Consider the following 14,503-nt stretch of genomic DNA (forward strand, 5'->3'; position numbering starts at 1 on the left):
ACCGCAAGCTGATCGCGATGGTCGAACCGTTCATTTCCCGGTGGAACAACGGCAAGATCTGCAATGACCTGTCGCCGGAGGCCGTGATCCGGTCGATCGCGATCGCCTGTGCGCTGGGGCGGCGCACCGCCTACACCTGGCTGAAGCTCCCCGTGATCGAGGACATGACCGAGGTCCTGGCGGCATCGACCTTGCCCGTGTTGCTCCTCGGCGGCGACGGCGGCGAACCTGAGCAGATGTTCGTCAGATGGGAACGCGCGCTGAAGATGCCCACCGCGCTGGGGCTGGTGCCCGGCCGGACGCTGCTGTATCCGGCCGACGGGGACGTGGCCGGTGCCGTGGACAGGGCCGTCAGCCTGCTGTGATCCAGGGGTGCGCCTGGCGCATGAAGGTCGCCTCGGACGGGTGGCGGACCGTTCAAGGCGGACCGTTCGGGGAAGGCTCCCTGGGGCGGGCGGCGGCAGAGCGGATCGGTCAAGGCGGATCATTCAACGGTGGCCGGCTGAGGCGGCGGTCCGTCGCAGGCGGCCTCTCAGGTCCAGCAGGCGTGAGCAGAGCTCCGGGATGTCCCTCGCATGCACCGTGCTCGGGAAATCCGGAAGCTCGGACCTGATCGCGAGCGAGGCCCAAGCGGAGAACCTGACCTCCCCGTTCTCCTCGACGCTGACCCCGTCCCGCTCGGCCCACGCGCTGTTCAAGGCGACGGCCTGCGCCGGCGGCATGCTCGCGGGCAGATCCAATGCGAGGCTCCGCCCGTAGATGCGGACAGGATACCCACCGGGCAGCCCGAGCGGGCCCGGCAGGCTGGTTCGCACTTCGCGCCCGGCGACGAGGTCCGTCAGCAGCAGCGCGGTGACATGGCCGGTCACGGCGTTCAACTCGGATCGGGCCGCGGCGCGCTGACGCCGGAGCAGCGGGCCGACCTCGCGGACCGGCGTCCCATCCAGCCAGGCCAGCGCCTCATCGGCGGCGTCGGGGGTGTGCAGGTGCCAGTGATGCCCCAGGACCTGAAGGCGTCCCCCGCGGGCCGGGCGGAGTGATTCTCGCAGCGAGGCGGCGAGCAGCGCCACGTTCCCCACGCCGCAGAAGATCGGCAGTTCGAGCGTTTTGAGCAGCGGATTCACCGCGTCGGGAAAGCAGGCGTTGAGGAAGAGGGGAGGCAGGTCCAGGGTGGCGATCGCCGAGGCCGCTTCGACGGCGACGGCCGCCTGGAGGGGGAGGGTGAGCCCGAAACCGGCGCTGTTCATCAGCGCGGTCCACGCCGAAGGCGCGCGGGTCTTCTCCCAGGGAGACTGGTAAGAGGCGCAGTTCAGGACGATCCGCGGACGGACCTGCCGCAGGATCGAGGAGATGGACTCTGCCGCGTACCGGTCCACCGACAGGGCACGGAACCGCACTGGGGTGCCGCTCGACGCCGCCCGGACATCCGCGACGTAACACACTTCCGCTGAGCTCGACGGCGTCGTCGACACGACGGTCACGACGCATTCCTCGGCGCAGACGGCCGCCAGGGAGTAACAGATCGATCGGGCCAGCGAGCCGCTGCCCAGAATCACGATGCCGCGCTCGGCCATCACATCACCTTCCGACTGTGTCGCGGCGGAGATCACGGGGTGCTCCGCTCCCGGTAGCTCATGACGACGCCGGTGCCCAGGAGCCCGAGCACGGTCAGAGCCGTCAAGGCCGTCCCGTACCCGCCGGTGCTCTGGACGAGGTAGCCGACCAGCGCGGGGCCGAGGGCGGAGCCCGCGCCGAGTGCGGTGAACAGCAGGCCGAGCAGCCTTCCGAGGCGTGCCAGGCCGAACTGGTCGGCCAGCACGACGGGGAGGAGGGCGCTGTAGCCGCCGTACATGGCGCCGTGGATGATCGCGAACGCCAGCAACCCCCCGTAACCCCGCGCGGTCGTCCACACCACCAGGCCCAGGCCGATCCCCGCATGACAGGCCTTGAAGAGGGCGAGCGACCCGAACCGGTCGACGAGGGCGGTGATCACCAGGCGGCCCGTGATGCTGCTGATGCCGATGGCGGAGATCAGGGCCGCGGCGGCCAGGGCGCCGATGCCCAGGCGCTGCGCCGAGGGGACGAGGTGCGCGAACGGAACGTAGTTGGCCATGCAGACCAGCAGCGACGCCACGTAGAGGGTGCGGAATCCACGGGCGGGCGACCGTTGCGCGGCGATGGGGGAGTCCGGCGCCTGCGGCGGCCGGCCGACGAGGGAGGCGGCCAGCAGCAGCAGGGCGGCTCCCCCGACGGCGTAGTACTCGTAGGCGTGCCGCCAGCCGAAATGGCTCACCATCCAGGCCGACAGCGGCGAGCTGACGACCGTGCCGATCCCCACGCCGGTGACCACGCTGCCGGTGGCGACCGCTCGGTAGCGGTCGAACCAGCGGCCGGTGGCGGTGAGCACCGGGACGTACACGCACCCGACTCCCAGCCCGATACCGAGCCCGTAGGCCAGGTACGCCTGCCACAGCGCGCCCGAGATCGCGGTGAGGTGGAGGCCGAGCCCCAGGCAGACGGCGCCGACGAGCAGCATCGCGCGGGGGCCGGTGCGGTCCGCGACAGGGCCGGTGACGGCGCTCAGGCCGAACCCCAGCAAGGTCGTGATCGAGAAGACCACGGACGCCGCGCCGTCACCGGCACGGAAGGCCTGGGCCATGGGCCCGAAGAACTGCCCGTAACTGTACGCCAGCCCGTAGACCACGGATGCGGCGAGCGTCGCGCCCGCCGCCGCCAGCCACGCGCGGCGCGAGTCTCGCGCGCCGCCGGCAGGCGCGTGCGCCGGCGGACACTCGGCCCCGGCCACGGCCGGTGATGTTTCGGGGAACGACATGGTCACTCACCTGCGCTTTCTGGAACGCTGCTGAGACGGCCGGGGGTGGGCACGCTCCGTCACATCCGGCGGGAGCGGATGTGCTCCGGCACCGGCAGCCCGTCGGGCACCCGCGCCTCAGGCTGGGGGACGCCGAAGGACGTGCGTACCGGCAGCAGACCGGCCCACTTGTCCAGGTCGACCTGGTCGCCGTGATCATTGGGTGGCGCGTCGCGGATCTTCACCGACGCCTCGGCCAGGTCCAGAGTCATGACGGCGACCCGGGCCAGCACCTTGCGGTCCGGTCCGTGCCCGTAGTCCCATGCGCCCGGTGCGAGATGCTCGGCCACGACCCACATGCCGTGCCGCTTCTCCTCCTCCTCGCGCAGGAGCCGGCCGGTTCCGTGGACGATGGCCGAGCGGTAGTTCACCGAGTTGTGGTAGACCGAGCGCGCGTAGACGATGGCATCGAGATGGGTCACCGTCACGCATATCGGCGCTCCGGCGGCGAGGACGCGCGCGCTGCGGGCGCCGGCCGATGCGTGCAGGTACAGCGTGTCGCCCTCGCGGCCGTACACGCTGGGCAGCACGACAGGTCCGCCGTCCGCGACGAAGCCCAGGTGGCAGACGAGCCCGGCGTCCAGCACGTCGTACAGAGCCTGACGGCCGGTCGCGGCGCGCTCGTGGTAGCGGCGTACGGTGCTGCGTGCCGTGGGTGACAGGGGGCCATGCCCGGTACTGCTCATGTCGGCCTTCTCTCTGTTCCGCCGCGCGCTTACAGCACGGCCTTGGCGACGTCTTCGGCCGAGCGGACCTCGATGACCTGAGACCGTTCCGGCATCTGGTCCGGTTCGGTGAGGTACATGCCGGAGCCGTGCAGCACCACGCCGTCGAAGCCGCGGACCAGGTCCCGGTCCAGGCTGTTGAGCACACCGGTGAGCCCCATGACCAGCGACCATTCGGCCAGGTGGCGGGGATCGGCGGGCAACGGCCGGTCGCTGGCTTGGAAGTGGTGTCGTACGGTGCCGTAGCGCTGGACGCACTCCAGCAGCGACACCACGACGGCCGATCCTCCGTGCTCGGCGATCAGCGCGGTCATCTCCGGCGCGGTGGGCGGATTGTGGGTGTAGAAGGTGGGCTCGAGATTCTCCTGCGGATTCCACGTCACCTGGGGGAAGTGCGGGGAGTCCCGCTGCTCGTACACCTCGTCGGCGTCGCGGCGCTTCCAGTTCGGCTGCGGGTCGTGGTCTTTCGTCTCGGTCAGGTAGTGGCGGACCATGTCACTGGTCGCCAGGTGCTGGACCAGGAGGAATCCCGGCTGCGGGTGCGGGATGCCCAGCGCGGCCATGGTGTCGATGCCGTGCTGATAGCCGAGCAGGCCGTACGCGCTGGAGACGGCGTGCGCGTGCAGGAGCCGCTGGCCGGGCCGGTCGTCGCCGAATTCGTGCTCGTAGAAGGCGCGGCAGGCGTCGGCCACCTTGTAGTTGGCGATGTCGAGGGAGTACCAGACCCTTTCGTCCGTCCCGGCCGCGGCTTCGGCGAACGTCCGGCCGATGTTCTTGACGTCGCCGGCCTCGGACCCGGAGTAGACGAGGATCGGATTGCGGGCCCGCAGTTCGTCGGACTCGGTCAGGACGTTGCGCCGGAACTTGTACAGCGTGGACGCCGGCGTCAGCGTGACGATGCGCAGTTTGTCGGGGGTGGCCAGCTTCAACTCCAGAGCACGGGCCACGGCGTCGCGCAGGGCGATGGCCTTGTTTCCCGAGGACGGGGTGAACAGGAGGACCGATTCGCCGGTCCGATCGATGTGCTGCACCGCCCGGGCCACCATCAGAAGGGACGCCGTGGTCTTGGTCGTACGGGTTCCCGGATTCTTCATCAGGTCCAGCAGGACCAGATTCCGGCCGGCGTAACCGCCCAGCGGACTCAGCGAGGCTCCGGCGACGGCGAAATACTCCTCCCACGCGTCGGTCAGCACCGGGTAGGAAAATTCCGGGGCGAAGCCGGTGGACCGGGCCGGCGCGCAGCGCCGGGAGGCCTCCCGCACGCCGTTGTAATAGCGGGTGATGACGCTCTCGGAGTCGGTGGTCTTGATTTTGGCCGCGAAATTGCGCGCGCCAAGGCTCATGGAATGGCACCTTTCGCTCAAGGGAAGGCGTGCGAGGGGGGTCTAGGAGTGGCGCAGGAGTTGGTCGGCGACGACGCGGGCCTGCCGTCCGATGATGAGCATCGAACTGGTGTAGTAATGGGTGCCTGCTGTCAGATGCCCCAGAGCGAACAGGTTCCGGTTCTCGCTCCCGTCCGCTGCCAGGACCCTGTTGGTGTACCGGGCCACGTCCACGCCTCCCAGGGGATGCCGCCGCGCCACGCCGACTTTCACCAGGCTCTCGACCAGCGGAATCGCCGCTTCAGGAATGGCCGCGGCCGCCGGGCGCGTCGTGTTGACCACGATGTCGGCCGCGATGTCGCCCGCACCGGTCGAGGCGAGAAAGGCGGGAAGCGGGGATTCGCCGGGCCTTATCCCGCGGACACCGCGCACGACCCGCAGTTGTCCCGCGTCGGCGGCCGTCTGCAGCCGGACGGCCGTCTGCTGAGGCATCGGGCTCAGCAGGCTGACGAATTTCCGATGCCAGCGAGTGAGAAACCGGCGCCGTTCAGCGTCGGGCATGGCGTGCCAGATGAGCTCGACCGACTCGTGCATCGCCTCGATGATGACGGGCTGCCAGAGTGCGCCGCCGTCGCGGGCCTGCTGGAGCTGGCGGCGCAGCCGGCGGGCGACTGACTCGCCCGGTACGGCTTCGGCGCACGCGCGGCTCAGGCCCGTCCCCGCCTCCCGCAATTCGCGGTCGAGCAGCGCCAGCAGCCGTTCCCCGGTCATGACCGGGTCGACCGCCAGGGCGGCGCGAACGGCGGCATGGGAGAGGTGCCGCAATTCAGGCGCGGTGGCGCTGGTGCGCACGGTCGGCAGCAGCCCGTTCCTCGACGCCATGGTGATGCCGCCCCGATGGCCGTTCTCCAGCAGGAACAGCACGGTGTCGACGGCGGTCAGACCTGTTCCCAGCACCAGGACATGGGCTTCATGCTGTATGGCGGCCAATTGTGCGCTCAGCGGATAGGAGTCGTTGATATATCCCGGCGTCCGGGCCAGCCGGTACACATCGACCGGCCCTCCGATGCCCACGCACAGCACGACGCGGTCCAGGCCGTCGAAATGCCGCCCGTCCTCGGTGAGCGCGTGAAAGCCGACCGGCCCCTGACGCAGCCGTATCACCGGCGATCCCACCGTGCGCACGCTTTTCCCGCGTCCGGCCAGCCGATCGGTGATCTCGGCCGCCACGTCGGCGAGATACTCACCGAACAGCCGACGGGGAAGAAACGCCGCCGGGGAGACGGAGCGTCCGTTCAGGCCGCCCCGTTCCTTGACCCATTCCAGGAAGTGCCCGGGTGCGTCCGGCAGTACGGACATGCGCTCGGCCGAGACGTTCAGCAGCGCGATGTCGGAGTCAGGGAGATAGGCCCGGCCGGGCCCGACGTTCTTCGCCGGCTCGAAAACCGTGATGTCGAGGTTCGGCAGGCGGTCGCGGGTGAGTGCGGCCAGCAACGCGACGGCCGCACCACCGCCCCCGATGATTCCCAGCTTCATGTCGTCCTCTTCGTGCGCGGAGGTACGGCCAACGGCGGAATTCCGGGCAGCACTGAGCGGCAGCGCGGCTCCCCGTTTCCTGTGAGATACGCCGCGCCCCTAGCGCCGCGTGGTCTCCCGCTGCTGGGTCACGAACAGGCTGGTGTAATCACCGCCGGACCAGTCCGGCGGCAGGAGACACGGGCGAGGGTCGTGCACCGCCCACCGGGCCGGCTCACCGCGTACGACCTCGCCCGCATGGCTGCTGGGCAGCGGATTCGCGGTATAGGGCATGGAATTGGCCGCGCTGTACACGTTGAGCAACAGCGGCCGGCCGAGGTCCGACTCGTTCTTGGCCGAGCAGTGCAGGGTCCGGCAGTTGTGAATGGTCACCGATCCGGCCCGCCCCGGGAGATAGACCGCGCGGTCGGCGGGCAGCGCGGCGGCGTCGGAATCGTTCAGCGCCCCCGTCCAGACGCCGTCGGAGCCGTAGAGATCGTAGAGTTCGCCTTCGTGGCTGCCCGGAATCACGCCGAGCGGCGCCTGGTCCGGGGAACAGTCGTACAGATAGGTGCCGAAGGTCAGCGAACTGTAGTTGGTGTGCGGCCAGAACTGCACATCCTGGTGCCACTTCACCTCGGCGCCGCCGCGGGCCCACTTGAAATTCAACTTGGAATGATGGAATTTCACGTCCGGGCCCACCAGGTCGGCCGCGATGTCGGCGAGCACCGATTCCCGCGCGAAGCGCCAGTAATCAGGGTGCTGGTCGACCGGGCTGGTCACGCGCCGTAGCCGGGGGTTTTCGGCAGAGTGTCCCGGCTCGATGTCGAGAACCGCGTCGGAGCGGTCGATCGTCCGGCTGCGCTCGACCATCTCGTCGGTCGCCGCCCGGAGCCGGGTGAGCCATTCGCTGGAGATCACCTCTTCCAGGAGCAGATAGCCGTTGCTGAAGTAGAACTCCCGCTGCTCTTCCGTCAGGACCTTGGGGGTAATGCGACGGACTTCGTCGACCAGCATGCACGTTCTCCTCGACCAGAGACACGGATCCGGGGTGTACGCACATCTTTGTACGCTATGTCCTTACATATGGACAAGCTATTGTCCGCATCGCCTGTTGTCCAGCATTTCGATCAATCTTTGTCGCGGGGCGAGGCCGGCCCGAGGACGGTTCTCGGCAGGCGATGGGCGGAGCCGAACCCGGGGTTGAGGAATAGCGGAACGGCCATTAGCGCTGGTTATCCCGTCGCGGGCAGGGAGAAGGCGGGGCGGGATGCGGCAGCAGTTCTCGCGTGGTCGTGGCCCTCGTTCCGGAGGGCTCCAGCTTCTTGGCGCTTCGCGTTCGGCCAGCTCATGACAGCTACGAGAAACAAGATCGCTTTCCCCGCCAATGGCTGTTCCGCTGTCCAACCGCCGCCAATTGCGTCTAATGCGAATTCGCGACTCTTTGCGAACCGCCACCAAGGCGCGGGTGGTCACCCAGTGCTGCGTTCCTCATGGCAGGTAGACGAATTCGCGGCGCGGGGTTCGGGGCTGTGGCGGTGGTCGCCCCCGGACCCAGGGGTGGGCGCGGGTGTTGAGTCGCCCGGTCCGGGGCAGGCCTTCGGCGTTGAAGCGCTCGATCCGCTCGCGCACGGTCTGCATGTGACAGCCCGGCTCGGCCGCGATGGCGCTGGTGCGCAGCCCCTCCCGGCTGAACAGGATCATCTGTGCTCGCATGATCCAGCCGGCCGGGGCATGACGGGCCCCGGCCGGCTTGCGGATCTTCCGCTCCCCTTCGGCGTCCATCGGCGGACGCGCATGCGGCGGTTCCGGCATGACGATCCCCCGGAGACCGTCATCACCCCAGGCCGGCAGGGATCTCCGCCCCATGCGGGGACGCAGCACTAGCCACCCATATTGGCCGACATCCGGCTCAGCACATCGATCGTGGCCTGATACTCCTCGACGCTGATGCCGTCGGTGAGCCGGGTGCGGGTGGCGGTCACCTTCCCGAGCAGGTCCGCGTGCGCGCGGGCGCCCGTCTCGGTGAGGGAGAGCGCCCCGTCGCCGTCGAGCCAGCCGCGCTCGCGCAGCTCTTCGGCGACGGGGCGCAGGGACGGCTGCTCGGCGGTGAGGAAGGGGCTGAGCTCGGCGTCGATGCTCTCGACCGTGGCGGGCTCCCTGGCGACGACGTTCATCACCTGCCAGTGGCGGCGGGTGAGGTGCTCCTCGGCGAGGAGCTTCTCGAACGACGACTCGGTCAGTCCGTGGAGGTGTTTGATCCAGTAGCCGATCGGCCGCCGCTGGCCGGTGATCTCGGAGACGTCCATGGTGTCGCCCTTCGCGAAATTTACATGTGTTTTGACAATAACATGCATTTATACATGTATCATCGAGACATGGAAGACTCCCAGGCGGTCGCCGCCGTCGAACGGGCGATGGTGGCCATCCGGCGCAGCCAGAGCCGCCGCGCGATCCAGCGCATCGCGGGCGGCACCCAGATCGACCCCGCGCTGTTCGGCTTGATCGACGCGGTGGAGGAGGGCCCCGGAGCGGCGACGGTCGGCTCCGTCGCCGACCGCATGGGCATCGACCAGCCCCGCGCCAGCCGCCTGGTGGCCCGCGCCGTCGACGCCGGGCTGCTGCGGCGGGTGGCCGACCCCGAGGACGGCCGCCGCAGCACCCTGGAGCTCACCGGCCTGGGCGTCGAGCAGGCCGATCAGGTCCACCGGTTCCGGCGCGAGATCTTCGGTACGGCGATGCGCGCCTGGCCGGAGCACGACCAGCGGGAGTTCGCCCGCCTGCTCGGGGCCTTCGTGGGGGCGCTGGGGCGGCGCTACCGGGGTGAATGAGGCAGCCGAACGGACCGGCCGGCACCCCGTCGATCACGGGCTCCGTGTGAACGTGCGGCGCCGTGACGGCGGAAATCGAAATGCCCAAAAGGTAGGCGGGCGGGTACCCTGCGCGAGGACCTAGGAAGGGAATCGTCGTGGGACACGTAGAGGTCGGCCATCTGACGTACGTACTGCCGGATGGACGGCCGTTGCTGGACGATGTGTCCTTCCGGATCGGTGAAGGGGTCAAGGCCGCGCTCGTCGGGCCGAACGGGGCGGGCAAGACGACGTTGATGCGGCTGATCGCCGGGGACCTGCAGCCGGTCGAGGGGAGCGTCGCCAGCTCCGGCGGGCTGGGGATCATGCGCCAGTTCATCGGCAGCATCCGCGACGGCCGGACGGTGCACGACCTGCTGGTCAGCGTCGCCCCGCAGCGCGTACGGCAGGCGGCCGAGCAGTTGGACGCCGCCGAGCTGGTGATGATGGAGCGCGAGGACGAGAAGGCCCAGATGCGCTACGCGCAGGCCATCACGGACTACACCGACGCGGGCGGTTACGACATCGAGGTGCTCTGGGACACCTGCGCGATGGCCGCGCTCGGCATGCCGTACGACGACTGCAAATACCGCGAGGTCAACACTTTGTCGGGCGGTGAGCAGAAGCGACTGGTGCTGGAGGCGCTGCTGCGGGGGCCGGACCAGACGCTGCTGCTGGACGAGCCGGACAACTACCTGGACGTGCCGGGCAAGCTCTGGCTGGAGCAGGCGCTGCGCGAGACGCCCAAGACGGTGGTGCTGGTCAGCCACGACCGGCAGCTCCTGGCCAACGCGGCCGACCGGATCGTCACCGTCGAGTCGGGCGGCATCTGGATCCACGGCGGCGGGTTCGGCACCTACGCCCAGGCCCGCAAGGATCGCAGCGAGCGCCTCGACGAGCTGAAGAAGCGCTGGGACGAGGAGCACGCCAAGATCAAGCGGCTGGTCCTCATGCTCAAGCAGAAGGCCAAATACATGGACACCATGGCCGCCGCCTACCACTCGGCCCAGACCCGGCTGCGCAGGTTCGAGGAGGCCGGGCCGCCGGAGGCGGCGCCCAGGGAGCAGCTCATCAGCATGCGGCTCAAGGGCGGCCGGACCGCCAAGCGGGCGGTGATCTGCGAGAGCCTGGAGCTCACCGGCCTCATGAAGCCGTTCGACCTGGAGATCTGGTACGGCGAGCGGGTCGCGGTGCTGGGCTCCAACGGCTCCGGCAAGTCCCACTTCCTGCGCCTGATCGCCGGTGAGGACGTCCGGCACACCGGTGTGGCCAGGCTCGGCTCCCGGGTCGTCCCCGGCCACTTCGCGCAGACCCACGCCCGCCCGGAGCTCATCGGCCGGACTCCCTGCGAGATCGTCATGACCGAGCACGCCCGGTTGAAGAACGAGGCGATGAAGGCGCTGTCCCGCTACGAGCTGGCCGGGACCATCGCCGAGCAGCGGTTCGAGACGCTGTCCGGCGGCCAGCAGGCGCGGCTGCAGATCCTGCTGCTCGAACTGTCCGGCACGACGTTGCTACTGCTGGACGAGCCGACCGACAACCTCGACCTGGCCAGTGCCGAAGCGCTGCAGGAGGGACTGAACGCCTTCGACGGCACCGTGGTCGCGGTCACCCACGACCGCTGGTTCGCCGACGACTTCGACCGTTATCTCGTCTTCGGTTCGGATGGAAAGGTATACGAATCCCCCGAACCGGTCTGGGATGAGACGAGGGTGGCGCGTCAGCGTTAAAGAGTCCACCCGACCTGGGCGTGTCCGCTGGAGAGGGGAGCGTTCGCGGGTTATCACCACTAGGTGACGTACAGCACCCGAATCGTCGGCGCTCTCGCGCTGCTCCTTCTTGCCGGATGCTCCTCATCCCCGGAGAAGGAGCAGGCCGCCTCGCTCAAGCCGCTCTCGGTGAAGGAGGAGACCTCCTCCATCCTCAAGGGAGACGACGGATATGTGGTGAACTGGGCGGGGGTGCTGGTCAACAGCAACCCCTGGCACTTCGGCGAGCACGTGGTGGCCACGGTGATCGCCAAGGATGCCAAGGGCAAGGAGGTCGTCCGGCTGGAACAGCCTTTGGACGCCGTGCCGCCGGCCGGGTCGCTCTCCTTCACCGGCCAAGTGGTCGCCGTGGAGAAGCCGTCCCAGGTGAGCATCCAGTACCGCCCGGCCCAGTGGCGCCAAGCGGTCCGGATCGTCTCGGCCTTCAGGCCGTTCCCCGTCTCCGACGTGCTGACCGAGCGCAGGGACGACAGCTACCTGATCACCGGGTACGTCGGCACGCCGTACCGGCTGCCCGCCAGCAGCCTGGCGGTCACCGCGCTCCTGCGCGACAAGAACGGCAAGCTGCTCGGCGGCGGGAGCACGTTCGTGGACGACGTCCGCGCGAACGGCAAGCGCCGGTTCATCCTGAACATCGAGAGCGTCAAGGACACCAGCAAGATAGCCAAGGCCGAGCTGGTCGCGCGGACCTGGGGATCGAGCAGCCGCCCCTACGATGAACTGGCCCTGGGGGGCATCGCCCCGCCGCACACGGCCAAGCCGTCCACGGCGCCGTTCGCCAAGGACCGGGGCAGGCAGGTCGCGCCCGCCGGCGACGTCCGGCCGTGACCGTGCCCCCCATGCGTGCCGTACGGCGTGGCGTGCCAGTCGTGCCGGTCGTGCCGGTCGCCGGGAGGTGAGCGGCCGTCCCCGGCCGTGGCCGAGGGCCCTGACGGCCTCGCCGGTCCTGGCCCTGGTCCTGGCCTTGACGTCGGGCTGCGGCCATGTCCCGGATGCGGCCGGCGCCCCGGCGCTGCCGCGGCCCAGTGCCGCGGTGGTGTCCGTCCCCTCGTCGACGCCGTACATGTCGATGACGCTCGTCCCGACGCCGGTGCCGAGCCCGCCCCCGATCCCGCCGCAGCCGAAGGTGCTGGTCGTCGGGCTGGACGGGGTGCGCCACGACCGGCTTCTCGCCGCGAGGGCGGTGCACTTCCGGCAGCTCATGAGGGCGGGGACCTTCCTCACCGGCCGGCTGGAGGTGTTGAAGAAGGTCCGCTCCAGCAGCGGCCCGGGGTGGTCGACCGTGCTGACCGGAGTGGCGCCGGGCAAGCACGGCGTGCACAACAACTCCTTTGAAGGCCGCCAGTTCACGAAATATCCGGATTTCCTCACGCGGCTGGAGAGGATCCGGCCGAGCCTGCACACCGCGGCCGTGACCGGCTGGCGCTACCTGATGGACACCGGGGCGGTCGGCGCCCTGGTCGACTGGCACGCCACCAGCCATCTCAAGCCCTACGAGATCGGCGACAAGGACGCCTTCATCATCGACAGGATGACCGATCTCATCCGCACCAGCCAGGTCGACATCGCGTTCATGCACCTTGAGGTGACCGACGCGGTCGCCCACCGGTCAGGAGTGCTCGGCCCCGACTATCGCCGGGCGATCGAGACGGTGGACGGCTATCTCGGCCGGCTGTTCGGCGCCATCCGCGCCAGGCGCACCTTCGCCGCGGAGCGATGGACGATCATCGTCACCACCGATCACGGCCACCGGGACGAGGGGGGCCACGGGGGCGTCTCCCCGCAGGAACGCAGCATCTTCGTGCTCGCCGCCGGGCCGGGGATCGCGCAGGGAGTGCGGGGAGGGGGAGCCCGCCAGGTGGATGTGGCGGCCACCGTCTTCGCCCAGCTCGGCATCCCTCTCCCCGGAAGTCTCGACGGGAGGTCACTCAGCGCGGTCCAGGTCGATAAATAACCATTTATAAATTTTTATGGGGCGTGCCGTACGGCGTTGTTTACTTACGTGGATGACCGTATGGACACAGCTACCGTCAACGCGCGGAAATCGCTGGAACTGTTAGTTATCAAGCCTTTACCGTCTGTCACATGAATGACAGCGTTCTGGTCGAAGCCCTCCGCGCGCGGGAAGCGGGTGCCCTCACCGCGCTCTACGACCTGCATGCCGAGGGCCTCTACAGATACTGCTGGTTCATGCTGGGCGGCCCCGACGGCGCGCAGGTGGCGCTCCGCGACACCCTGATCGCGGCCGAGGCCCATGTCCACGCGCTCGCCGACCCCGGCCGGCTGGTGGCGTGGCTGTACGCACTCGCTCGGGGGGAGTGCGTACGGCGCCGCCCGGCGGCCGCACCGGGGCCGGCCCCGGCGGACGCGGGCCCGGTGCTCGCCGGGAACGGCGACGCCGACCTGCGGGTCATGGCCCGCAACGCCACCCGGGGCCTGTCGCCCGAGGAGCGCGAGGTCCTTGAGCTGGTCTCCCGGCACGGCCTGTCCGTCGCCGACCTCGCCGCGGTGCTGGGAGTCCCGGCCGGACTCGCCGGCAGGATGTACGGATCGGCGCGGGAACGGCTGCGCGACCTGGTCACCGTGGAGGTCCTCGCACGCAAGGGGCCGCATGACTGCGCGAGCCGGGCGAGGCTGTCGGCCGGTTTCACGGGCGAGCTCACGCCCGGCACGCGTGAGCGGATGATCCGCCACGTGAGCCGCTGCGACACCTGCGCGCCCCACCGGGCCGGGCAGGTGTCGGCGGCGAAGGTCTTCGGCCTGCTGCCCGGCGTCACGCTGCCGCAGACGCTGCGCGTGCGGGTGATGAGCGGTTTCGCCGACCCCGAGCTCGTCCCCTACCGGCGTTACGTCGCCCGCAGGACGGGAATCCTGGACGCCGCCGGGTTTCCCGTCGAGAGGGTTGGCGGGAATCGCCGCCGGTCTCGTGCGACGGTCGCTGCGGCGGCTGCGGTCGCGGCGGTGACCACGATGGCGCTGATCCTCATCCAGCCCGTCGGGACGCCCGTCGAGCCGCCCGCCGGCACCGCGCCGGGCGCGTCGCCGGCGACCGGCGAGCCACCGACCGGCGAGCCGCCGGGCGTCCGCCTGCCGTGGAGCCCGGATCCGAGGGACGCCCCGATGGCTCCGGAGGCCCTCTACAAGGGGTCGTCCGCCTATCCGATCGGGCCGGCCCCGCCGATAGGCTCCATCGGGCCGGCTCTGCCGATCGCCGTCACCAGGCCCGAGCCCGTGCCTGACCGGCGCGTTCCGGGGCCCCTCCCGGCACCCACGTCGACCGGCGAGCCGCCGGACCGGCCCGGTGACCCGACGGCAAGTCCCACGGGCCCCTCCTCGCCCCGGGAGCCCGCGCCGGTGCTCCCCGGTCCATCCCGGGAGCCCGCGCCGGTGCTCCCCGGTCCGCCCCGGCTGGGCGTGCGGGAAAAGCCCGGTCCGCCACGTGACCACCAGG

General features: G+C 69.8%; 14 protein-coding genes. 6 read left to right on the forward strand and 8 right to left on the reverse strand.

Translation table 11 applies throughout. The annotated features are described in order from the left end of the window. Positions 1-365 (forward strand): Cgl0159 family (beta/alpha)8-fold protein (locus CA984_RS35545; protein WP_423229348.1); only part of this gene is annotated, 365 nt, incomplete at its 5' end. A gap of 123 nt (positions 366-488) precedes the next feature. On the opposite strand, the gene CA984_RS35550 is transcribed toward CA984_RS35545, so the two are convergent. The 8 genes from CA984_RS35550 to CA984_RS35585 form a co-directional block, all read right to left on the reverse strand. After that, complete coding sequence (locus tag CA984_RS35550) at positions 489-1,574, reverse strand: potassium transporter TrkA (protein ID WP_133061869.1); 1,086 nt, start codon at positions 1,572-1,574, stop codon at positions 489-491. Positions 1,575-1,606: 32 nt separating this feature from the next. Continuing rightward, entirely contained in the window at positions 1,607-2,833 is a 1,227-nt protein-coding gene (locus CA984_RS35555) for an MFS transporter (protein ID WP_086577799.1), read from the reverse strand. 59 nt (positions 2,834-2,892) lie between these two features. Beyond that, complete coding sequence (locus CA984_RS35560; protein WP_086577800.1) at positions 2,893-3,558, reverse strand: pyridoxamine 5'-phosphate oxidase family protein; 666 nt, start codon at positions 3,556-3,558, stop codon at positions 2,893-2,895. A gap of 29 nt (positions 3,559-3,587) precedes the next feature. Next, positions 3,588-4,940, reverse strand: a complete 1,353-nt coding sequence (locus CA984_RS35565) for a DUF6002 family protein (RefSeq protein WP_086577801.1) — start codon at positions 4,938-4,940, stop codon at positions 3,588-3,590. A gap of 42 nt (positions 4,941-4,982) precedes the next feature. Continuing rightward, the gene (locus CA984_RS35570; RefSeq protein ID WP_086577802.1) at positions 4,983-6,455 is read right to left on the reverse strand and encodes an FAD/NAD(P)-binding protein; all 1,473 of its coding nucleotides are present in this window, start codon (positions 6,453-6,455) and stop codon (positions 4,983-4,985) included. A 99-nt stretch (positions 6,456-6,554) separates the two neighbouring features. Beyond that, a complete protein-coding gene (locus tag CA984_RS35575) occupies positions 6,555-7,451 on the reverse strand; it encodes a phytanoyl-CoA dioxygenase family protein (protein ID WP_086577803.1) in 897 nt (298 codons plus the stop codon). 474 nt (positions 7,452-7,925) lie between these two features. Continuing rightward, positions 7,926-8,219, reverse strand: coding sequence for a helix-turn-helix domain-containing protein (locus CA984_RS35580; RefSeq protein WP_242676356.1), 294 nt, complete (start codon positions 8,217-8,219; stop codon positions 7,926-7,928). Positions 8,220-8,317: 98 nt separating this feature from the next. Further along, complete coding sequence (locus tag CA984_RS35585; protein WP_086577804.1) at positions 8,318-8,743, reverse strand: MarR family winged helix-turn-helix transcriptional regulator; 426 nt, start codon at positions 8,741-8,743, stop codon at positions 8,318-8,320. A 69-nt stretch (positions 8,744-8,812) separates the two neighbouring features. Between CA984_RS35585 and CA984_RS35590 the strand changes: the two genes are divergently transcribed. The 5 genes from CA984_RS35590 to CA984_RS35610 all read left to right on the forward strand — a co-directional run. Then, the gene (locus CA984_RS35590; RefSeq protein WP_165781532.1) at positions 8,813-9,265 is read left to right on the forward strand and encodes a MarR family winged helix-turn-helix transcriptional regulator; all 453 of its coding nucleotides are present in this window, start codon (positions 8,813-8,815) and stop codon (positions 9,263-9,265) included. A 137-nt stretch (positions 9,266-9,402) separates the two neighbouring features. Further along, positions 9,403-11,013 carry an ABC-F family ATP-binding cassette domain-containing protein gene (locus CA984_RS35595; protein ID WP_086577806.1) on the forward strand — a complete coding sequence of 537 codons (1,611 nt, stop codon included), beginning with the start codon at positions 9,403-9,405 and terminating at the stop codon, positions 11,011-11,013. 63 nt (positions 11,014-11,076) lie between these two features. Then, positions 11,077-11,880, forward strand: coding sequence for a hypothetical protein (locus tag CA984_RS35600; protein WP_086577807.1), 804 nt, complete (start codon positions 11,077-11,079; stop codon positions 11,878-11,880). Positions 11,881-11,947: 67 nt separating this feature from the next. Beyond that, the gene (locus CA984_RS35605) at positions 11,948-13,006 is read left to right on the forward strand and encodes an alkaline phosphatase family protein (protein ID WP_108724663.1); all 1,059 of its coding nucleotides are present in this window, start codon (positions 11,948-11,950) and stop codon (positions 13,004-13,006) included. A 131-nt stretch (positions 13,007-13,137) separates the two neighbouring features. Beyond that, the coding region (locus CA984_RS35610) for an RNA polymerase sigma factor (protein WP_086577809.1) at positions 13,138-14,503 on the forward strand (1,366 nt) is incomplete at its 3' end.

Source organism: Streptosporangium minutum, assembly GCF_002149035.1.
Classification (GTDB): domain Bacteria; phylum Actinomycetota; class Actinomycetes; order Streptosporangiales; family Streptosporangiaceae; genus Streptosporangium; species Streptosporangium minutum.

Excerpts from the sequence above, each read along its gene's own strand:
- CA984_RS35585 (WP_086577804.1), bottom strand. The coding sequence starts at position 8,743 with ATGGACGTCTCCGAGATCACCGGCCAGCGGCGGCCGATCGGCTACTGG.
- CA984_RS35565 (WP_086577801.1), bottom strand. The coding sequence starts at position 4,940 with ATGAGCCTTGGCGCGCGCAATTTCGCGGCCAAAATCAAGACCACCGAC.
- CA984_RS35575 (WP_086577803.1), bottom strand. The coding sequence starts at position 7,451 with ATGCTGGTCGACGAAGTCCGTCGCATTACCCCCAAGGTCCTGACGGAA.
- CA984_RS35555 (WP_086577799.1), bottom strand. The coding sequence starts at position 2,833 with ATGTCGTTCCCCGAAACATCACCGGCCGTGGCCGGGGCCGAGTGTCCG.
- CA984_RS35550 (WP_133061869.1), bottom strand. The coding sequence starts at position 1,574 with ATGGCCGAGCGCGGCATCGTGATTCTGGGCAGCGGCTCGCTGGCCCGA.
- CA984_RS35590 (WP_165781532.1), top strand. The coding sequence starts at position 8,813 with ATGGAAGACTCCCAGGCGGTCGCCGCCGTCGAACGGGCGATGGTGGCC.
- CA984_RS35580 (WP_242676356.1), bottom strand. The coding sequence starts at position 8,219 with ATGGACGCCGAAGGGGAGCGGAAGATCCGCAAGCCGGCCGGGGCCCGT.
- CA984_RS35560 (WP_086577800.1), bottom strand. The coding sequence starts at position 3,558 with ATGAGCAGTACCGGGCATGGCCCCCTGTCACCCACGGCACGCAGCACC.
- CA984_RS35570 (WP_086577802.1), bottom strand. The coding sequence starts at position 6,455 with ATGAAGCTGGGAATCATCGGGGGCGGTGGTGCGGCCGTCGCGTTGCTG.